The sequence below is a fragment of the Nakamurella flavida genome (assembly GCF_030811475.1).
GTDB classification, from domain to species: domain Bacteria; phylum Actinomycetota; class Actinomycetes; order Mycobacteriales; family Nakamurellaceae; genus Nakamurella; species Nakamurella flavida.
In genome coordinates, this window is sequence record NZ_JAUSQV010000001.1 from 3,644,284 (window position 1) to 3,663,806 (window position 19,523).

The 19,523-nt window shown below is 73.9% G+C and carries 18 protein-coding genes and 1 tRNA gene; 8 read left to right on the top strand and 11 right to left on the bottom strand.

From position 1 onward, the window contains the following. Positions 1-10 precede the first annotated feature (10 nt). The 6 genes from speB to J2S58_RS16175 all read right to left on the bottom strand — a co-directional run bounded on the left by speB (position 11) and on the right by J2S58_RS16175 (position 6,308). Positions 11-1,000, bottom strand: coding sequence for an agmatinase (gene speB, locus J2S58_RS16150; protein ID WP_306828909.1), 990 nt, complete (start codon positions 998-1,000; stop codon positions 11-13). A gap of 68 nt (positions 1,001-1,068) precedes the next feature. Then, positions 1,069-2,664 carry a 5-guanidino-2-oxopentanoate decarboxylase gene (locus tag J2S58_RS16155; protein WP_205256372.1) on the bottom strand — a complete coding sequence of 532 codons (1,596 nt, stop codon included), beginning with the start codon at positions 2,662-2,664 and terminating at the stop codon, positions 1,069-1,071. After that, on the bottom strand, positions 2,661-3,692 hold the full coding sequence (locus tag J2S58_RS16160) for a C-terminal binding protein (RefSeq protein WP_205256371.1): 1,032 nt from the start codon (positions 3,690-3,692) through the stop codon (positions 2,661-2,663). Before J2S58_RS16160 ends, J2S58_RS16155 begins: the two co-directional genes overlap by 4 nt. A gap of 68 nt (positions 3,693-3,760) precedes the next feature. Continuing rightward, complete coding sequence (locus tag J2S58_RS16165) at positions 3,761-4,540, bottom strand: amino acid ABC transporter ATP-binding protein (RefSeq protein WP_275889325.1); 780 nt, start codon at positions 4,538-4,540, stop codon at positions 3,761-3,763. Then, entirely contained in the window at positions 4,537-5,298 is a 762-nt protein-coding gene (locus J2S58_RS16170) for an amino acid ABC transporter permease (protein ID WP_205256370.1), read from the bottom strand. Before J2S58_RS16170 ends, J2S58_RS16165 begins: the two co-directional genes overlap by 4 nt. Positions 5,299-5,399: 101 nt before the next feature. Beyond that, entirely contained in the window at positions 5,400-6,308 is a 909-nt protein-coding gene (locus J2S58_RS16175; RefSeq protein ID WP_205256369.1) for a transporter substrate-binding domain-containing protein, read from the bottom strand. 332 nt (positions 6,309-6,640) lie between these two features. Between J2S58_RS16175 and J2S58_RS16180 the strand changes: the two genes are divergently transcribed. From J2S58_RS16180 to J2S58_RS16210, 7 genes are all read left to right on the top strand, one after another. Beyond that, positions 6,641-7,669 carry an Lrp/AsnC family transcriptional regulator gene (locus J2S58_RS16180; protein WP_205256368.1) on the top strand — a complete coding sequence of 343 codons (1,029 nt, stop codon included), beginning with the start codon at positions 6,641-6,643 and terminating at the stop codon, positions 7,667-7,669. Beyond that, entirely contained in the window at positions 7,666-8,586 is a 921-nt protein-coding gene (locus J2S58_RS16185) for a 3-phosphoshikimate 1-carboxyvinyltransferase (protein WP_205256367.1), read from the top strand. The genes J2S58_RS16180 and J2S58_RS16185 overlap by 4 nt, the downstream gene beginning before the upstream one ends. Positions 8,587-8,833: 247 nt before the next feature. After that, on the top strand, positions 8,834-10,099 hold the full coding sequence (locus J2S58_RS16190; RefSeq protein ID WP_205256366.1) for an aspartate kinase: 1,266 nt from the start codon (positions 8,834-8,836) through the stop codon (positions 10,097-10,099). After that, positions 10,096-11,175 (top strand): aspartate-semialdehyde dehydrogenase, encoded by a 1,080-nt coding sequence (locus J2S58_RS16195; protein WP_240188687.1) that lies wholly within the window; start codon positions 10,096-10,098, stop codon positions 11,173-11,175. The genes J2S58_RS16190 and J2S58_RS16195 overlap by 4 nt, the downstream gene beginning before the upstream one ends. Positions 11,176-11,177: 2 nt before the next feature. Further along, complete coding sequence (locus J2S58_RS16200; protein ID WP_205256365.1) at positions 11,178-11,951, top strand: DUF429 domain-containing protein; 774 nt, start codon at positions 11,178-11,180, stop codon at positions 11,949-11,951. Between the two features lie 81 nt (positions 11,952-12,032). After that, a complete protein-coding gene (locus tag J2S58_RS16205; RefSeq protein WP_205256364.1) occupies positions 12,033-13,106 on the top strand; it encodes a hypothetical protein in 1,074 nt (357 codons plus the stop codon). Continuing rightward, complete coding sequence (locus tag J2S58_RS16210) at positions 13,103-13,396, top strand: hypothetical protein (protein WP_205256363.1); 294 nt, start codon at positions 13,103-13,105, stop codon at positions 13,394-13,396. Before J2S58_RS16205 ends, J2S58_RS16210 begins: the two co-directional genes overlap by 4 nt. 32 nt (positions 13,397-13,428) lie before the next feature. Here J2S58_RS16210 and J2S58_RS16215 read toward each other — a convergent pair whose 3' ends face one another. After that, positions 13,429-14,550, bottom strand: a complete 1,122-nt coding sequence (locus tag J2S58_RS16215; protein ID WP_205256362.1) for a hypothetical protein — start codon at positions 14,548-14,550, stop codon at positions 13,429-13,431. Positions 14,551-14,683: 133 nt separating this feature from the next. On the opposite strand from J2S58_RS16215, the gene J2S58_RS16220 reads away from it, so the two are divergent. Continuing rightward, a complete protein-coding gene (locus tag J2S58_RS16220) occupies positions 14,684-15,244 on the top strand; it encodes an NADPH-dependent FMN reductase (protein ID WP_205256361.1) in 561 nt (186 codons plus the stop codon). Positions 15,245-15,286: 42 nt separating this feature from the next. Here J2S58_RS16220 and J2S58_RS16225 read toward each other — a convergent pair whose 3' ends face one another. From J2S58_RS16225 to J2S58_RS16240, 4 genes are all read right to left on the bottom strand, one after another. After that, positions 15,287-17,287, bottom strand: coding sequence for an alpha/beta hydrolase family protein (locus J2S58_RS16225; RefSeq protein WP_205256360.1), 2,001 nt, complete (start codon positions 17,285-17,287; stop codon positions 15,287-15,289). 55 nt (positions 17,288-17,342) lie between these two features. Next, positions 17,343-18,131 carry an IclR family transcriptional regulator gene (locus tag J2S58_RS16230; protein ID WP_205256359.1) on the bottom strand — a complete coding sequence of 263 codons (789 nt, stop codon included), beginning with the start codon at positions 18,129-18,131 and terminating at the stop codon, positions 17,343-17,345. Between the two features lie 273 nt (positions 18,132-18,404). Beyond that, positions 18,405-18,481 (bottom strand) — tRNA-Pro (locus J2S58_RS16235). A gap of 113 nt (positions 18,482-18,594) precedes the next feature. After that, on the bottom strand, positions 18,595-19,521 hold the full coding sequence (locus tag J2S58_RS16240) for a metallophosphoesterase (RefSeq protein ID WP_205256358.1): 927 nt from the start codon (positions 19,519-19,521) through the stop codon (positions 18,595-18,597). Positions 19,522-19,523: the final 2 nt, after the last annotated feature.

A 19,523-nucleotide genomic window follows, 5' to 3' on the forward strand; every position in this document is an offset into this window, starting at 1 on the left:
GAGGCGCCGGTCAGCGCGCCCGGCCGAGCCGCCGGGCGATGAGCGTCACCAGGTCGTAGAGCACGTGCGAAGCGGCCACGGCGGTGATGTCGGCATGGTCGTAGGCGGGGGCCACCTCGACCACGTCGGCGCCGACCAGGTTGACCCCGTCCAGTGCGCGCAGCAGTTCCAGCAGCTCCCGGCTGGTCAGCCCGCCCGCCTCCGGGGTGCCGGTGCCGGGGGCGTGGGCGGGGTCGAGCACATCGATGTCGATGGACAGGTACAACGGCCGGTCGCCGATGCGCTCCGTCAGGCTCGCGGCCACCGCGTCGACCCCGCGCCGCCCGACGTCGGAGGAGGTGACGATGCCGAAGCCGAGCCGGGCGTCCTCGCTGAGGTCCTCGGCGGCGTACAGCGGGCCGCGGGTGCCGACGTGGCTGAGCGCGTCCAGGTCGAGCAGCCCCTCCTCCGACGCCCGGCGGAACGGGGTGCCGTGGGTGTAGTCGGCACCGAAGTAGCTGTCCCAGGTGTCCAGGTGCGCGTCGAAGTGCAGCACCGCCATCGGGCCGTGGGCGCGGTGCATGGCCCGCAGCAGCGGCAGGGCGATGGTGTGGTCGCCGCCCATGCAGACCGGCACCGTTCCGTCGGCGATCAGCTCGCCGACCTGGGTCTCGATGGTGGCCAACGCCTCCGCGATGTCGAACGGGTTCACGGCGAGGTCGCCGGCGTCGGCCACCTGCACCGCCGCGAACGGGCTGGTGTCCAGAGCCGGGTGGTACGGGCGCAGCAACCGGGACGCCTCACGGATGGCCGCCGGACCGAACCGCGCCCCGGGTCGGTAGGAGACCCCGGTGTCGAAAGGGATGCCCAGCAGGGCGATGTCGGCGTGGCCGACCTCGTCCAGCCGCGGCAGCCGGGCGTAGGTGGCCGCCCCCGCGTAGCGCGGGACCAGGGCGGCGTTCACCGGGCCGAGGGGGGCGTCGGGGCCGGCCTGGATCCGGGGGGTGTGGACGGAGAACACGGGCAGCTCCTGCGGTGTCGGTGCGCGATGGTCGTGCTGGGGCCGGGTGACGCGGAACGGGGCGTGGGTCAGCCGGCCGGCCCCGTGGGATCGGTGGCGACCACGACGGACACCCCGGGCCGCTCTGCGGCCGCCGACAGGGCCGTAGCCAGCGCCGCCGGGTCGTCGACCCGCTCGGCGTGGGCGCCGAACCCGGCGGCGATGGCCACCAGATCGTGGGCGCTGGTCTCGGTGCCGACCCGGGGAGCCCCGGCCCGGTCGAAGGAGTCGCGGATCTCGGCGTACCCGCGGTTGTCCCAGACGAGCAGGGTCAGCCCGGTGCCGGTGGACGCGGTCACGTCCACCGCGGTGGCCAGCTCGGGGAGGGTGAACAGCACCCCGCCGTCCCCGGCCACGGCCAGCACCGGGGCGCCGGGCCGACCGACCCGGGCGCCTATGCCCATCGGCAGGGCGGGCCCGAGGGTGCCGAGCCCGTACGGGGCCAGCCAGCTCCCGGGCGACGTGGCCGGGACGACGTGCAGGGCGCTGTAGGCGAGCTGGGTGGAGTCCAGCACGACCAGGCTGTCCGGCGTGAGCGAGCTCCGCACCGCGTCGAGCCACGGCCGGTGGCCCTGCGTCTGGGCGGTGAAGGTGACGGCCCGGGCCGTGGCGGTCCGTTCCGCGCCGAGTCGCCCCGGCGACGTGGACACAGTCTGCGTCAACGCATCCAGCGTGGTCGCGGCGTCGGCGGCCAGGCCGATCGTGGCCGGGACGGGTTCGTCGAGCTGGCCGGGGTCGATGTCCACCCGGATCAGGGCGCCCGGGATGCGCAGCGGCGCCCCGGTGTACAGCCGGTCGATCTCGCTGAACTCGGTGCCCACGGCCAGCACCACGTCGGCGTCGGCGAGCAGGTCGAGCACCGGGGCGAACGGCAGCAGGGTGCCGATGGACAGCGGGTGGTCCTCGGGCAGAAGACCCTTGGCGTTGCCGGTGGTGATCACCGGGGCGTCCAGGCGTTCGGCCAGGGCGCGCAGCTGCGCCGCGGCCCGCCCGGCGCCGCCGCCGGCCAGGATGAGCGGTCGCACGGCTCCGTCCAGCAGGCCGGCGGCCCGGGCCACCAGGGCGGGATCGGCGGCGGGCGGGGTGGTCTCGTGGGCGATCGGGGTGATCGGGCCGGTGTCGGCGGACAGCAGGTCGACCGGGACGGCCAGGTGCACCGGGCGGGGGCGGCCGGTGGCCCACAGGGTCGCGGCGTCGGCCATCGCCTGCGCGAACTCGTCCGGGTCGGTGATGGTGCGGCTGATCCCGGTGACCTGCTCGGCGATCGCGGCCTGGTCGCCGACGTCGTGCAGCGGTCCGCGGCCCCGCTTGAGGTCGGCGGTGGCCGTGGTCGCCGCCACGACGAGCATGGGTACCGAGTCGTGCCAGGCCTGGGCGATCGGGGTCAGGGCGTTGAGCATGCCGGGCCCGGAGACGAGCAGACAGACACCGGGTCGGCCGGTGACCCGGGCGTACCCGTCGGCCATGAACCCGGCCCCCTGCTCGTGCCGGGGGACCACCGAGGTCAGCGCGGCGTCGTGCACGCCCCGGTACAGCTCGATGGTGTGCACGCCGGGGATGCCGAAGACGGTGTCCACGTCGTAGGTCCGGTGGAGCAGGTCGAGGATGGCGCCGCCGAACTTCACGACAGGCTCCGTTCTGTCGAGCGGGGGGCGGGGGAGTTGAGGGGTGAGAGCGGGGTGCCCGTCTCGAGCCAGGCCACGACGTTGCCGGCCTGGAACTCCGGGTAGCTGCGCCGGGTGGTGGCCGAGAGATACCCGATGTGCGGGGTGAGGACGACGTCGTCGCGGTGCAGCAGCGGGTGGTCGGCGGGCGGCGGCTCGACGTCCAGCACGTCGAGCGCGGCACCGGCCAGATGCCCGGAGTCCAGTGCCGCGACCAGCGCCGCGGGGTCGACGAGACCGCCGCGCGAGGGGTTGACCAGGAAGGACCCGGCGGGCATCCGGGCGAGCAGATCGGCGTCCACCAGGCCGCCGGTCTCCGCGGTCAGCGGCAGGTGCAGGCACAGCACGTCGGCGGTGCGAACCGCCTCGTCCAGGTCGGTGCGCCGCACCCCGGCCGGCGTGGCGGACTCCGGCAGGTACGGGTCGTAGCCGACGATCCCGCCGACGTGCCCGTCGGCGAGGGCGGCCACCTTGGCCCCGATCCGGCCCAGACCGAGCAGGCCGATCGTCACCTCCGACAGCCGGCGCGGCGGCGGTTCGGGACGGGCCAGCCACGCACCGCGGCGGACGGCGGCGGCGAAGAACGGCAGTCGGCGCAGCAGGGTCAGCGTCATCGCCCAGGTGTGCTCGGCGACCTCGTCGGACGACAGGTCGTCCAGATTGGCCACCCAGATGCCGCGGGCGGTCGCCGCGGGGACGTCCACGGTGTCGGCGCCGCGGGAGAGCAGCGCGATGATCCGCAGGTCGGGCAGGGCGTCCAGCATCGCGGCGGTGATCGGGGCGTATCCGACGAGCAGGGCCACCGCACCCCGGGCTGCCGCGACGATCTCGTCGGCGTCCCGGGTCTCCAGCACGCTGACCGCGAACCCGGCCCGCTCCAGCACGTCCACGCCGGGGCCGGCGTCCAGGTCGTCCAGGTCGGTGTAGACCGCGAGCGGCCGGGCCGCGGGGGCGGACGGCCCGGCCGGGGTCGGGTGGGCTGCGGGCATGGCTGAGCAGAGCCTTCCTTGTGTCAGGGCAGGACGAGGATCACGGCGGGGTGCGGGGCCGGGGACGGTCAGTGCACGTGTTCGAGGAACTTCCGCGTGCGCTCGTGCCGGGGATGGTCGAAGAACTCGTCCGGCGGGGCCTGCTCGACGATGGAACCGGAGTCGAACATGGCCACCTCGTTCGCCACCCGGCGGGCGAACCGGGTCTCGTGGGTGACGACGACCATCGTCATGCCGTCCGCGGCGAGCTGCTCCATGACGGCGAGGACCTCGCCGACCAGCTCCGGATCCAGGGCGGACGTCGGCTCGTCGAAGAGCATCACGGACGGGTTCATCACCAGGGCGCGGGCGATGGCCACCCGCTGCTGCTGCCCGCCGGACAGCTCGCTCGGGAAGTGCCGGGCCCGCTCCGCCAGGCCGACCCGGGCCAGCATCGCGGCGGCCTGCTCCTTGGCCTCGGCACGCTTGACCCCGCGGACCTGGGTGAGCCCGAGCATCACGTTGTGCAGGGCATCGAGGTGGTTGAACAGGTTGAACTTCTGGAACACCATGCCGATGTCGGTCCGCTGTCGGGCGAGTTCCCGCTCGCCGAGGTGCACGACGCGACCACCGGTGGCCTGGACCCCCAGACGTCGCCCGCCGAGCAGGATCTCGCCGCGGTCGGGCCGTTCCAGCAGGGCCATCAGGCGCAGGATGGTCGACTTGCCCGAGCCGGACGGGCCGAGCAGGGCCTTGACCTCGCCGCGCTCCACGGTGAAGTCGACCCCCTTGAGCACCTCCGTGCGACCGTAGGTCTTGTGCAGGTCCGTCACCCGCAGCAGGGGGCCGTCCGTGGTGGGCGTGCTCATGCCGAGACCTCCTTCGGGGCGGGCGCGTTCGGAGCCAGGGCCGACGAGGCGGTGCGGCCCGGTCGCCAGGTGCGCGGGGTCCTGGACACCCACCGGTACCGGCGTTCCAGCATCGCCTGCAGGGCCATCACGACGCTCACGATCACCAGGTAGTAGACGAGGGCGGCGACGTAGTACTCGGCGTACCGGAAGGTGACCGACACCCCGACCTGCGCGGTGGTGAGCAGCTCGCGCAGGGAGATCACCGACGCGAGCGAGGTGTACTTGATCATCGCGATGAACTCGTTGCCGGTGGGCGGCAGGGCGACCCGGATGGCCTGCGGCACCAGCACCTTGCGCATCACCTTGGCCGGGGTGAGGCCCAGGGCCCGGGCGGCCAGGGCCTGTCCCTCGTCCACGCTGAGCAGCGCCGACCGGATGATCTCGGCCATGTACGCCGCCTCGACGACGGCCAGACCGATCAGGCCGGCCAGGAACGGGGAGAACCAGTCCTCGCGCAGGGCCGGGAACAGCTGCGGCCCGGCGTTCCAGATGAGCAACAGCACCAGCAGGGTGGGGATGGCCCGGAAGAACCAGACGTAGACCGCGGCGATCCCGCGGGGGATGCGCCGCTTGGACACCCGGCCCAGGGCGACCACGAAACCGATGATCACGGCGAGGATCTGGGCGGCCGCGGCCAGCACCAGCGAGAGCACCGCGCCGTCCAGGTACTCCTGCGACGTCAGCGCGTCCCAGAAGATCGTGGTGTCGAACTCCATGGCGGGCAGACCTTCCGGGCTGGACGGGGCGGGGCGGGAGTGTTCGTGCGAGACCTCCGGCCGGGCCGCGGACGGGCCCGGCCGGAGGAATTACCCGGTGATCAGGACGCGGCGGGGATCTTGCTGGGGTCCAGGCCGTACTTCTCGGCGATGGTGGCCAGCGTGCCGTTCTCGGTCAGCGTGGCGATGCCCTCGGCCACGGCGGCGCTCATCGGCGAGCCCTTGACGGTGAACACGCCGAACTGGGTCTCGGTGGGGAAGACCCCGGGGGCGATGGTCAGCTTGCCGCCGGACTTGGACACCATGTCGGCGCAGGCCACGTCGGTCTCGATGAGGGCATCGGCCTTGCCGTTGGTGACGGCGGCGACGGTCTCGGCCGTCTTGGGGTACGGCTGCACGGTGATCGGGGCCTTGCCGGCCGCCTCGAACTCGGCCGAGAGGTCCACCAGGGTCTTCTCGTTCGCCCCGCCGCCCTGCACCGCGACGGTCTTGCCGGACAGGTCGTCGGCGGTGGCGATGGCCGAACCGGTGGGCACGATGAGCCCGGGGCCGGTGTTCATGAAGGCGGTCGCGTCGGCGACCTGCAGGCGCTCCTCGCTCATGTAGAGCGCCGACCACAGGATGTCGCAGCGCTTGGCCTGCAGCGCCGGCATCAGCCCGTCGAAGGTGGTGACCTGGAAGGTCAGCGGGAGTCCCCACAGCTCGGCCAGGGCGCGGGCACCGTCGGCGTCGAAGCCGATCGGGTCACCGCTGGTGCCGTTCTCGTAGTACTCCATGGGCGCGTACTCGGGGTCGATGCACAGGCTCACCTCGCCGTCGGAGATCAGACCGGCGGGGGCGGCGACGGCGGAGCCGGAGGCGGCCGACCCGGACGTGGCCGACGACCCGGCCGAGGCGGCGGCGCTCGTGGCGCTGCTCGCGGACGATCCGGCGGTGGTGGACGACGAGCCGCAGGCGGCCAGGGTGAGGGCGGCGGCGGCGAGCGCGGCGGCCGCGGTGATGCGCTTCATGCAGGTTCCTCCAGGTGGCCGGGCGGCCGGGGCGGGCGGGACGGGTGCGGGCGGGACGGTGCGGACCGGGACGTGGGCACTGCTGTCCGGCCGGAATCGCGACGGGTCGTGGCGCCGACGTCGGCGGGGGCGCCTCGCTGGGCGGTGACGCTAACGACCGGACCGCCCGTGCACCATGGCCCGGTTTGATGACGGCCACGTTTCGTGCCTGAATTGCTCCGATGAACACGCGCAAGTGAGCAGAACGGTCGGCTAGAGTGCCGCCGGACGGTCTTTCTGTCAGCCGGGCGGCACCGATCGGGCCGTGTAAACATCCTGTGTCGGAGGTGCGGATGGACCACCTGGATGCCGCGCTCATCTCGGCGCTGCGGACGGACGGTCGGGCCCGTCAGCAGGAACTGGCCGCAGCCGTGGGGATGTCGCGGTCCGCGGTGGCCCTGCGGCTGTCCGCGATGCTGGCCGCCGGCACCATCCGGGTCGTCGGTGTCGTGCATCCCTCGGTGCTCGGGCTGCACAGCGTCGCGCACATCTCGGTGACGGTGGACGGACCGGTGCGGGCGGTGGCCGAGCGGCTCGCCGCGGAGTCGGACACCCCGTTCGTCTCGCTGGTCGCCGGCGCGGTCGACCTCATCGCCGAGGTCCGGGTGCCCGACCCGGTCGCCCTCGCGCGGGCGCTGACCCGGATCCGCGCCGTCCCGGGGGTGCGGCGGGTGAGCACGTTGACCGTCACCTCGCTCGTCCTGGACGTCATGCGGCCCACCGCGGGCTCCGCCCAGGACATCGACCGGGTGGACCGTGCCCTGCTGGAACTGCTCCAGACCGACGGCCGGATGTCCCTGGTGGAGATGAGCCGGCAGACCGGGCTTGCCGTGGGCACCGTGCGCACCCGCGTCCGGCGGTTGATCGACGAGCGGATCGTCCGGGTCGGCGTGCTGGTCTCGGCCGGCGTGGGGGAGCAGGAGTACGCGGTCGGGGTCGGGGTGACCCTGTCCGGTCCGGCCGACGGGGACCGCGACCTCGTCGAGGCCCTGTCCGGTCGGGAGTCGACGCGCTTCCTGGCCACCACCACGGGACGGTTCGACCTCGTCGCCACCGTGCACGCGCCGACCATGGCGCGGGCCGTCGAACTCGTCGACGAGGTCCGTCAGCTGCCGGGGGTGAGCTCGCTGGAGAGCTGGGTGCACCTGTCGGTGATCAAGGAGCGGTACCAGACCGGATCCCCCGGTCCGGACGGGGCGCTCGGCCCGGCCGTCGTCGCCGGGTCAGGGGTGGACGGAGCACCGGAAGACAGAGGACCGGAAGACAGAGGACCGGAAGACAGAGGACCGGAAGACGGGGCGCAGGAAGGACGGACGAGGTGACCGGACGGGACGCGTGGCAGCGGGACGACAGGCCGTCGGGGTGGTCGGCGCCCACCGCCCTGATCCCGGTACGCGGGCGGGTCTCCGTGCCGGGATCCCCGACCGCCACCCTGGCCGAGGTGGCCCGGGCCGCCGCGGGCGTCGGCCCGGTGTTGCTCACCGATCCCGCCCACACGCCGGCCACGCTCGCCGCGTGCGACCGGGCCCGGGCGGCGGGGGCGGACGTCCGGACGGGGCCGGACGGCTGGCTGGTCGTCCCGGCCGGCGCGGGCCCCCGGCCGGTCGATGCCGTCGACCCCACCGTGCGACCCGTGGCCCCGGATCTCGCCGTGGCCGCCGGGTTCCTCGCCGCGGCCGCGCTGACCACCGGGACGGTGGTGGTCCGCACCTGGCCGGCGCACGACCCGGCCGGCGACCGTGTCCGCGCGGTGCTCGCCGATCTCGGCACGTACGTCGTGCGCACCGCCGAAGGTCTGACCTGCACGAGCCGGTCGACCTCCGGCGAGCTGACCGGGGTCCGCGCCGACCTCCGCGGCCTGCCGGGACCGGTGCCGGTGCTCGTGGTCCTCGCCGCGCTGGCCGACGGCCGATCCGAACTCCGGGTCGGCGACGTACCCGAAGTGACCGCGGTCCTCGCGGCGGTGACGGCGGTCGGCGGCCGGGTCCGGCGGGAGGGTGACGTCCTGATCGTCGATCCGGGGCCGCCGACGGGCGGGAGCTGGCCCACGGCGGGGTCCGCCGCCGTGGCGATGGCCGGCGCTGTCCTCGGTCTGCGGGTGCCCGGTCTGGTCGTCGACGACCTCGCCCCGCTCACCGCGGTGGTCCCCGGGTTCACCGATCTGTGGCTCCGGCTGCTGTGGGCCGACGAGCACCTGCTGCCCGGCACCAGCAGTGGGGGAGAAGAACCACGGCACTGAGCCGGTGGACGGGAGGTCGTCCGGTTCCGGTGGCGCTCGGCCGCAAGCCCGCCCGTCGCGTCCGGGCCGCTCCTGCGCGGCCGGACAGCGGCGCGCCGGACGGTAATCTGGGGCCGTTCGGAGGTCGTCGACCCGGGGTCGGCGCGGGGGTCGCGAGGGCCCGACCGGCCGGACAGCAGACAGACCCGTCGACATCCCGTCGGGTCGTGCGCGAGCGCGTTCGGGCGTGCTCAGGTCAGGAGGAGCGGTGGGCCTCGTCGTCCAGAAGTACGGCGGATCGTCGGTGGCCACGGCCGAGCGCATCAAGCGCGTGGCCGAGCGCATCGTCGCCACCCGCAAGGACGGTCACGACGTCGTGGTCGTCGTCTCGGCCATGGGGGACACCACCGACGAGCTGATGGACCTCGCCCAGCAGGTCGCGCCGGTCCCACCGGCCCGCGAGCTGGACATGCTGCTGACCTCCGGTGAGCGCATCTCGAACGCCCTGGTCGCCATGGCCATCCACTCACTCGGCGCGCAGGCCCAGTCGTTCACCGGGTCGCAGGCCGGGGTGATCACCACGTCCACCCACGGCAAGGCCCGCATCATCGACGTCACCCCCGGACGCATCCGCGCCGCGCTCGACGCGGGGCACATCGCCCTGGTCGCCGGGTTCCAGGGCGTCTCGCAGGACACCAAGGACATCACCACGCTGGGGCGCGGTGGGTCGGACACCACCGCCGTCGCCCTGGCCGCGGCCCTGGACGCCGACGTCTGCGAGATCTACACCGACGTGGACGGCGTCTTCACCGCCGACCCGCGGATCGTCCCGGACGCCGCCAAGCTCGACCGCATCACCTACGAGGAGATGCTCGAGATGGCCGCCTCCGGGGCCAAGGTCCTGATGCTGCGGTGCGTGGAGTACGCCCGCCGCTACGGCGTCCCCGTGCACGTCCGCTCCTCGTACTCCGACCTCGAGGGCACCATCGTCCAAGGCAGCATGGAGGATCTTCCCGTGGAACAGGCCCTGATCACCGGCGTCGCGCACGAGCGGGGCGAGGCCAAGGTGACCGTCGTCGCCGTGCCCGACCATCCCGGCGTGGCCGCGCGCATCTTCCGCACCATCGCCGACGCGGAGATCGACATCGACATGGTCGTGCAGAACGTGTCCCGGGCCGCCGAGGGCCGCACCGACATCACCTTCACGCTGCCCAAGTCCGACGGTCCGCGGGCCGTCGAGGCGCTGGAGAACCGGCGCGGAGACATCGGTTTCGACCAGATCGTCTACAACGACCACGTCGGCAAGGTCTCGCTGATCGGTGCGGGCATGCGCAGCCACCCCGGCGTGACGGCCACGTTCTGCGAGGCCCTGGCCGAGGCGGGCGTGAACATCGACATCATCTCCACCTCGGAGATCCGGATCTCCGTGCTCGTGCGGGATCTCGAGCTCGACCGGGCGGTGACGGCGCTGCACGCGGCGTTCGAGCTCGGCGGCGGCGAAGAGGCCGTGGTCTACGGCGGAACGGGACGATGAGCATGACGAGCCAGGCCCTGACCACTCCGCGCGGACTGCGGATCGGAATCGTCGGCGCCACCGGGCAGGTCGGCGGAGTGCTGCGCAGCATCCTGGCCGAGCGCGACTTCCCGGTCGCGGAGATGCGGTACTTCGCCTCCGCCCGGTCGGCCGGTTCGACGCTGGACTGGCGCGGCGAGGACGTCGTGGTCGAGGACACCGCGACGGCCGATCCCAGGGGTCTGGACATCGCCCTGTTCTCGGCCGGGGCGAGCACGTCGAAGGTGCAGGCGCCGCGGTTCGCCGCCGCCGGTGTCGTCGTGGTCGACAACTCCTCGGCCTGGCGGCGGGACGACGCGATCCCCCTGGTGGTCTCCGAGGTCAACCCGGACGACATCGACCTGGCCATCGGCGCGGGCGGCGGCCGGATCATCGCCAACCCCAACTGCACGACCATGGCGGCCATGCCCGTGCTCCGGCCGTTGCACGACCGGGCCGGCCTGCGCCGGTTGCTGGTCAGCACCTACCAGGCGGTGTCCGGCAGCGGCATCGGCGGGGTCACCGAGCTGGACACGCAGATCCGGGCGGCCGGGTCCGACGCGCCGGCGCTGGCCCACGACGGTTCCGCGGTGAGCTTCCCCGAGCCGCAGAAGTACGTGCGTACCATCGGCTTCAACGTCATCCCGCTGGCCGGCAACCTGGTCGACGACGGCAGCGGCGAGACCGACGAGGAGCAGAAGCTCCGCAACGAGTCCCGCAAGATCCTGCACATCCCGGACCTGCTCGTCTCCGGCACCTGCGTGCGGGTCCCGGTCTTCACCGGGCACTCGCTGTCCATCCACGCCGAGTTCGACCGGCCGATCAGTGCCGACGAGGCCACCGAGCTGCTCTCCACCGCGCCCGGGGTCGAGCTGACCGACGTGCCGAATCCGTTGCAGGCGGCCGGGAACGACCCGTCCTACGTCGGTCGGATCCGCCCCGACCAGGGCGCGCCGGAGGGTCGCGGGCTGGTGCTGTTCGTCTCCAACGACAACCTCCGCAAGGGGGCCGCCCTGAACACCGTGCAGATCGCCGAGCTGGTGGCCGCCCGCCTCTGACGGTGGCGGTGTTCCGGACCGGCGGGGTGGATCTCGCGTCCCAGGACGCGGGTACCGGCCTGGCCGAGATCGACTGGCGGATCGACGATCTCGGTGCGGTGACCGCTCAGGTGCAGGCCGTCGCCCTGCGCGGGACGAACGAGCGGATCGTCGAGCTGGCCGGCCGGGTGGAGCTGCTGGGCATCGACAGTCCGCTCGGCTGGCCGGTGGCCTTCCAGGACCTGCTGACCGCCCAGCGCACCGGCACCGTCGAACCGGAGACCGTGCTGGCCGCGATGCGGGAGAAGCGGTTGACCCACCGGCTGACCGACCACGAGGTGCATCGGCTCACGAAGCTCTGGCCGCTCAGCGTGTCCGCCGATCTCATCGCCTACCCGGCCATGCGGGCCGCGACGCTGCTCGCGATGATCGAACGGGCCGGACATCCGTTGTCCCGCAGTGGGATCGGCTCGGTGGTGGTCGAGTGCTACCCGGCCGCCGCCCTGCGGCAGTGGGGCCTGAAGATGATCGGGGCCAAGAAGAGGGACGGGGTGACCGCGGACCTCTTCGCGCGACTGCAGGCGGCCACGCCGTGGCTCACGTGGGAGCCCGCAGTCGTGGAGCTCTGCGCGCGCAGCCATGACGCGCTGGACGCCGTCATCGTGGCGCTGGTCGCCGGGGCCGCCGTGCTCGGCCGGACGAGGCCGCCCCGTCCCGGCCAGCTCGCCGCCGCTGCCATCGAGGGCTGGGTGCACCTGCCCGACGAGGACTTCCTGGCCCGGCCCGAGCCCGCCTGAATCCGGGGCACGTGGGCCTGCGGGGCAGCCATTGTGGACAACTCCCGACTCCAGGGTGCCGTCCGCCCTACCGTCCTGGCCATGCTGCTGCTTCCCTCCCGGTCCACCGGTCCTGTCGGATCATTTGCTGCGCACCGCGTCTCGTGGAGACCTCCGCTCCTGGTCGGGCTGCTCACGGTGGTGACCGCCCTGCTCGCCGCCTGCTCGTCCGCGCCGTCGATGCCCCCGGCCGGTGCTGCGGCATCCTCAGCGGAGACGTCCCCGACATCCCCCACAGTCGGGCCCTCGTCGCTCGCCCCGGCGGTCCCGGCGCCCGCCCCGATGGTCACCGGGCCGGTGGGGGAGTCGGTCGGAGCGTCCGTCGGGACGGCGGACGACGACCTCGTCGACCCGGCACCGGTCCTCGACGCCGCCCCTGCTCTGCCCGTCCCGGCTCCCGCCGTGTGGCCGCCGGCCGATCAGGTGCCCACGGCGCAGAGCTGGTCGGCCGAGCTGATGATGCTGTCCGGCCACACCGGCCCCGTGTCGCCCACCGGGCTGGTGGCCCTGGCTGTGCAGGACGGTCAGGTGTGCCTGGAACCGACCGTCCTGGCCCCCGGCCCCACCCGGTGCGTCCTCGACCTCGCCGGGGCCGCCGGGCCGACCTGGTGGGCGTTCGCACCGGGCGGGCTGTCCGCGGTCGTCGTCGCCGGGCCGCCGTCCTCGGCCACGGTGTCCATCCTCGACGCCGTCGACGGCACGGTGCTGGCCGTGCGTCCCCCCGGCTCCACCGGCGACGTCTCGTGGAGCCTGTCCAGTGCCGTGTGGGACGGGGACGACGCCCTGCTCGTCATCCCCGAGGTGGGGGCGACCGGGGAGGTGGTGCGGGTCGACCGGGCCACGGGAGAGACGACCACGGAGCTGACCGGGCTGCCTCGCGACATCACCGCGAACGGTCCCGAGATGTGGACGACCGACCTCGAGCTGTTCCTGTCACCGGGTGCGGGACCGCAACGCGGACACGTGTGGTCGGTGGACCGGGTGACCGGGCAGGCGCGGGACGTGGGCATGGCCGACGGGGGAAGCGGCTGGTGCTCCAGGGCGCGGATCCGCGGGGCGTCTCGGTCATGGCCTGCCCGACCGATGCCGGCGGTGTCCAGGGACCGATGCTGGTGACCCAGCTGGCGAGCGGGACCACCCGGACCGCGACGGACGCCACCGACCGCTGCTCGGCCGTGGCCTGGTCCGGCGACGGGGAGTACCTCGCGATGACCGTGAACACCCCACGGGGATACGTGCTGCAGATCGTGCACCTGGAGACCGGTATCCCGGTGTTCGGGCAGGTTCTCGGGGTGCAGGCGCCGCCGGTCGCCCCGAGCATGACGTGGCGCGGGGACACCCTGGTCCTCACCGACAGGACCGGCGCCTGGGTGCTGCCGACCCTGCTGCTGACGCTGACCTTCTGACGCCGGTCCTCCTCCGGAAGTCCGGGGGGGGGTCAGCAGGTGACGGTGGCCAGGGACCCGACCGACCCGCCCGGACCGGCCTCGGAGGCGACCACGAATCCGCATCCGTCGCCGGCGCCCGCGATGCCCTCGGCCTGCGGCAGCGACGCGGAGGTCAATTCCTGCACCGGCCAGGTCGGGAAGTCGGTGAGGGGGGCCGCCGGATCGGGGCGGCGGTACTCCAGCACCTGGTCGTAGGTGAGCACCAGCACCCGGTCACCGTCCACGGCCATGTCGGTGGGGCGGACCCCGACCAGGCGCGACTGCAGGGGCCGCAGGGGAGCGGGCAGCCGGAACTCGGTGACCAGGGTGAGCACCCCACCTCCCGGGTCACCCCGGTACAGCCGGACCGGATCACCCTGCTCGCCGAGCGCCGGCTTGCGTGGCTTGGACAGGATGAGCATCGCTCCGTCGGTGTCGACGGCCATCGACTCGGCGTCCTGCGGGGTGTCCGGGTAGGTGAAGCGCACCAGTTCCTGAGCCACCAGCACCGCCGGGTCGTCGACCGTTCCCGACGCAGCGGGGTCGTCGGTCACCGGCGGCTCGGCGACCCGCAGGACGGCGATGTCGTCCCGGTCGGCCTCCCCGATGTCCCCGAGGTACAGGCACCGGGTGTCGGCCGGTCCCCGCGGTCCGCAGGACCCGGTGGCCAGCGCTTCCGGGTTGCCGACGGTCACCTGGTCGACGAGCCAGCGGCCGGCGCGGCGGGCACCGTCCGGGGCGAGGCGGACGGCGTCGATCGTGGCGGGGCCGTTCGCGTCGTCCACGAGGAAGAAGACGCCCGGGTCGGCGGCGGACCGGGCGATGCCGCTGGCCTCCGGGGTCAGTCCTGCGGGCAGCGGGAACACGCTGATCTGCCGTGCCGGTGCCGGTGTGGTGTCCGGGGAGCCGGCCGTCGAGGCGGTCGGTGCCTCCGACGCCGGCTCGGTGCGCCTCGACTCCGACACCGGGGAGGCGGCCGCGGCTGATCCAGCCGGTACGGATGTCCGGTTGCCCTCGGCGAGCGCCCCGGTCGAACAGCCGGCGAGCACGGTGATCAGCAACGAGACGACCACGGCGGCCGGGGAGGTTCGACGAAGGCCCGGTGTGCGGGTTGCGGCGTCCGGTCGAGCCACCGCCATGTCCTGCACCCCCCGGCGCTCGTCGCAACGCCGAACCCGTGCCCGGCGGTCCTGCGATTGTGCCCGTCGGACATCGTCACACCCGGCCGGGGCGGGGCCCGGTCCGCGCGCCGGGCATGATCGGCCCATGGTCTTCATCGTGGGTCTGGGCGGGTCGGTCGATCCCGACTCGCAGTCCGAGCGGGCACTGCGCGCCGTGCTGGGCGCGGCGGAGCGGCGGGGTGCGACCGTCCAGGCGTTCACCGGCGCCCAGTTGGACCTCCCGCCGTACCACTACGGCGTGCACCTGCCGGACGGCACCCGCGACTACCTGGAGGCGGTGCGCCGCGCCGACGGGGTGGTCATCGCCTCGCCGGCGTACCACGGGACCCTGTCCGGACTGGTCAAGAACGCCGTCGACTACCTGGAGGAGCTGGCGCAGGACGAGCGTCCCTACCTGTCCGGCCGTGCGGTGGCCCCGGTCGCCGTGGCCAAGGGCTGGCAGGCCGCCGTCACCACGTTGGGCACCCTGCGCCAGGTGGTGCACGCCCTGCGGGGCTGGCCCACCCCGATCGGCCTCGCCCTGAACGGCAGCGTCACCCGGTTCGAGGCCGACGGCAGTACCCCGGACGAGAACGCCGGCCAGCTGATCGGCACCGTGGCCGACCAGCTCATCGACTTCGCGGAGCGGTTCCGAACCGCGGACTGAGACCGCACCCGTCCCGCCCCCGTCGGACGGGTGGGCGGCGGGTCAGCCCGTCGACGGCGTCGCGGGGGTGAGCGCGAGCGCGGCCCGGACGAAGTCGACCTCGCACGCCACCTGGCGGATCCGTTCCTGGACGACCATCGACCCGTGTCCGGCCTCGTAGCGGTACTCGGCGTAGCGCGGCGCGGCCGGTTCGTGCGCGGCCCGGTCGGCCAGCGCGTCCAGATAGTTGTCGATCTGCCGGATGGGGCAGCGGGGGTCGTTCTCGCCGGCCAGGATCAGCACCGGCACCCGGACGTCCTGCACCCAGGTGAGCGGCGACGAATCGCGGTACGCCTCCGGCCGCTCCTGCGGGGAACCGCCGAACAGCGCCCGGTCGTAGGCCCGGAGCGGCTCCATCTCGTCCTCGTAGGCCGCGATGTAGTCGGCCACCGGCACCCCGGCCACCCCGGCCGCCCACCGGTCGGGCTGGCTACCCACCGCGAGCAGGGTCAGGAACCCGCCCCAGGAGTAGCCGGCCACCACCGACCGGGCGGGATCGACCACCCCGTCGGCGATCAGCCGGTCGTGGACGGCGGCGACATCGGCGAGCTCGGTGTGTCCGATGCGTTCGGTCAACGCGTCCCGCCAGGTCGATCCGTACCCCGTCGAGCCGCGGTAGTTGACCTGGACGACGGCCAGGCCGGCGTCCAGCCACACGGCGCGGGTCGCGTCGTAGGAGTCCTCGTCGGCCGCGGCGGGGCCGCCGTGCAGGAAGAAGACCGTCGGCCAGCCGCCGTCGGGCATCGGACCGGCCGGCATGCCGAGCAGGGCGTGGATCGACCCGCCCGGGCCGTCGACCCACACGTCGGTCACCGGTTCGGAGTCCGGCGCGGCCGGGCCGTCCGCGGTGAGCAGGGTGGCGTCGCTGCCGTCGGCATGCAGCACGCGGACCTGAGCCGGGCTGGCCGCACTCGACCAGCGGTACCAGACGCTGCCGTCCCGGCGGGTGACCGCACCGGCCACCTCGCCCTTGGCCGCCGGGAGGTGGTCCAGCTCCCCGGTGGCGGGCTGGAAGCGGTGCAGGGTGGTGCGGCCGGCGTGGGTCCGCAGCACCAGCACGGCCCCGCCGTCCGGCTCGAAATCACCGTCGAGATCGCCGGGCAGGTCGACGACCAGCTCCTGGACCGCACCGGTGGTCGGGTCCCAGACGAGCAGCTCGTCGCGGCCGCGCCTCTCGTGGCCGACCAGCAGCCGTTGATCGCCCGGGACGGGGGAGAACGCGACCGGGTTCAGACCCTTCCCGGGGCCGTCGTCCAGCTCGGCGACGACGTCGTTCCCGTCCGTGGTGAACACCCGCAGCGCCGGATACCGGGAATCGCCGTGCTCGGAATGCGCCAGCACCCACAGGGTCTCGTCCGCCGACAGGGCGCCGACCCCGCCGTCGGTCTCGTGCTCGTAGACCAGTTCCGCGGAGTCGGCCGACCCCGGAACGGCCCGGTGCACCCGCGTCCCGTCGTCGTCGGAGAATCCGGCCAGCACCACGCGGTCACCCAGCTCCAGACCGGCGGGATAGCCCGGGGCCACCCCCTGCAGTGCCGGCGCGGGCTGTGCGCTGCCCGGTCCGCTGCCGAAGGGCTGCACCTGCCAGCTGCCGAACTCGTTGCCGGCGTCGTCGTCGAACCACCACAGCTGCCCGCCGTCGGGGGTCAGGGCGCCGTGGGTGGTGCCGTCCGGTCGGTCGGTCGCCTGCGTGCGGACATCGGTGTCGACCGCCCAGCAGGTGAGCTCGTAGCGACCCGAGGCGTTGGTGACGAACACCGTGCGGTTCTCGGCGTCCCGTGCGGGAGTGGGCAGCCCCAGCCGGACGGCCGAGAACCGTGCCCGCCAGCGCTGTTCGTCGGCCGGATCGGTGAACAGGGTGTCCGGGACGACGGCCCGGGGGTGGCGTCGTGCGGGTGCGTCCGCCGGGGTCGACCCGTGCCCGGGATCGGCCCGGACGGCGTCGTCCGCAGGGGCGGGGGCGGCGGGGGCCGGGACGGACGGGGACGGTGACACGGAATCCATGCCCCCATCCTGCCCCGCACGGCCGGGACGGACGGACAGCACGGGCGGGTCCCCGTCAGCCGGCCACCTTGTGGCTCAGCACCAGACTGGCCCGGCGCAGCATCCGGATCAGGGTGGGGATGCGCTCGGCCGGGATGTCCTGCTCCGTCCCGGTGACCGACAGGGCCATCGGCGGCGTCCCGGGTACCGGGACGCCGATCGAGCGCACCCCCGCCGTGGTCTCGCAGTCCCCGACGGCGAAGCCGTCTCCGCGGACCCGGTGCAGGTCCTGGAGGTGGTGTGCCGGGGCGGTCGCCGGGTGACCGGGGAGGGCACCGAGGAGCTCGGCGACCTCGGGATCGGACAACTGGGAGGCCAGGGCCCGTCCGCTCGCGCAGCCGAACACCGGCAGACGGTCGCCCGGCAGCACCCCGATGGCGGCGAGCCGCGGCGGGGTCTCGATCCAGAGCACGCGGACCGCACCGGCGTCCAGATCGGTCAGACCGGCGGCCAACCGGTTGGTCGCCCGCATCTGCGCCAGCAGCGGCCGGGCCGCCTGCAGGATCCGGTCCGTGTGTTCGGCCCGCGACGGGATGCGGCGGACGGCGGCGGAGGCGGTCAGCCGGTAGGTGAGGCCGTCGTCCTCCCGGGCGACCCAGCCGCGCCCCTCGAGGGCAGCGAGGTACCGGTAGGCGGAGCTCTTCGGCAACGCGGCGCCGGCGGCGACCGAGGAGAGGGTGGCGCCGTGCTCCGTCCGGGCCAGGGCCTCCAGGACGTCGCACACACGGTCCACGGCGCGGAGCGGGTACGCGCCGAAGACGAACTCCCGACCGCTGACCTCATCGGCCCCAGTGCTCGCGCCCACGCTCAGCCTTCCGGACTCGGGGGAGCGCAGCGGCACACCGGTCCGCCGCGCTGGCCCAGGACACCTCGGGGGGAAGGGGATCGTCCGGTCACGCCGCACGGATCGTCCGCTCAGCGTAACGCTCCGCAGGCGACCGACGGCAGCGACCGTGACCACCGGGGACGAACAGGGTTCGGGGCGATCGGAGACGGTCGGACCGGGCTCGTCCGGCAGGGCGGGAGCGGATGGTCGGGAACGACGACGGGCCCCCCGGAAATCCGGGGGGCCCGTGTCTGGTCGGGGTGACAGGATTTGAACCTGCGGCCTCTTCGTCCCGAACGAAGCGCGCTACCAAGCTGCGCCACACCCCGAGGGAACCGTGGACAACCATAGCCGATCCCCGGGGGTGGTCCTGACCGTCCGGCGCCTGCCCCGGGCCGGTCAGCCCCGGCCCGGTTCGACCCGGGCCAGGGCCCGGACGGGCTCAGGCCCGGGGGACGAGGGTCAGCAGGGTCGCCTCCGGCCGACAGCAGAACCGGACCGGCACGTACGGATTGCAGCCCAGGCCCGCCGACACGTGCAGTCGGGTGTGGGCGCCCCACCGGGACAGGCCCCGCGCCCGCGACCTGTCCAGGTCGCAGTTGGTCGTCAACGCACCGACGCCGGGCAGGCGGACCTGGCCGCCGTGGGTGTGCCCGGCCAGGACCAGGTCGTAGCCGTCGTCGGCGAACCGGTCCAGCACGCGCGGTTGCGGGGCGTGGACGACGCCGATGCGCACCACCGCCTCCGGGTCGGCCGGCCCGGCGATCTCGGCGTACCGGTCGCGCCGGGTGAACGGGTCGTCGAGTCCGGCGAGCGCGATGCGCTGACCGAGCACGGTCAGCGTCGCCCGGGTGTTGTCCAGGTCCACCCAGCCCCGTTCGGCCTGCGCGGCGCGCAGATCCTGCCAGGGCAGGTCGACCGGACGGGTGGGCAACGGCTGGGCCCCGAAGAAGTACCGGTGCGGGGACTTCCGGATGGGCGCGTAGTAGTCGTTGTTGCCGAAGACGAACGCGCCCGGCAGGTCCAGCAGACCGCCGAAGGCGGCCACCGCGGCCGGCACCGAACGGGCGTGGGAGAGGGTGTCGCCGGTGTTGATCACCAGATCGGGTCGCAGATCGGCCAGCCCGGACACCCACCGCGCCTTGCGGTCCTGTCCCGGCACCAGGTGCAGATCGGAGATGTGCAGCAGTCGGATCGGCCAGGCGCCGGGCGCGAGCACCGGCACGTCGATCCGGCGCAACGCGAACAGGGACGGCTCGACCAGCCCCCAGCCGGCCGCGGCGGCTCCCGCAGCGACGGCCGCTCCGAGCAGGGGGGCCGCCCGGGATCGGGCGGGACGACGGACGGACGGGGTGGAACGGGAGGACATGG

Bases quoted from the DNA above. Each gene is read 5' to 3' on its own strand.
- J2S58_RS16165 (WP_275889325.1), bottom strand. From the start codon at position 4,540: ATGAGCACGCCCACCACGGACGGCCCCCTGCTGCGGGTGACGGACCTG.
- J2S58_RS16220 (WP_205256361.1), top strand. From the start codon at position 14,684: ATGGTCTTCATCGTGGGTCTGGGCGGGTCGGTCGATCCCGACTCGCAG.
- J2S58_RS16180 (WP_205256368.1), top strand. From the start codon at position 6,641: ATGGACCACCTGGATGCCGCGCTCATCTCGGCGCTGCGGACGGACGGT.
- J2S58_RS16195 (WP_240188687.1), top strand. From the start codon at position 10,096: ATGAGCATGACGAGCCAGGCCCTGACCACTCCGCGCGGACTGCGGATC.
- J2S58_RS16160 (WP_205256371.1), bottom strand. From the start codon at position 3,692: ATGCCCGCAGCCCACCCGACCCCGGCCGGGCCGTCCGCCCCCGCGGCC.
- J2S58_RS16205 (WP_205256364.1), top strand. From the start codon at position 12,033: ATGCTGCTGCTTCCCTCCCGGTCCACCGGTCCTGTCGGATCATTTGCT.
- J2S58_RS16175 (WP_205256369.1), bottom strand. From the start codon at position 6,308: ATGAAGCGCATCACCGCGGCCGCCGCGCTCGCCGCCGCCGCCCTCACC.
- J2S58_RS16240 (WP_205256358.1), bottom strand. From the start codon at position 19,521: ATGTCCTCCCGTTCCACCCCGTCCGTCCGTCGTCCCGCCCGATCCCGG.
- J2S58_RS16170 (WP_205256370.1), bottom strand. From the start codon at position 5,298: ATGGAGTTCGACACCACGATCTTCTGGGACGCGCTGACGTCGCAGGAG.
- J2S58_RS16225 (WP_205256360.1), bottom strand. From the start codon at position 17,287: ATGGATTCCGTGTCACCGTCCCCGTCCGTCCCGGCCCCCGCCGCCCCC.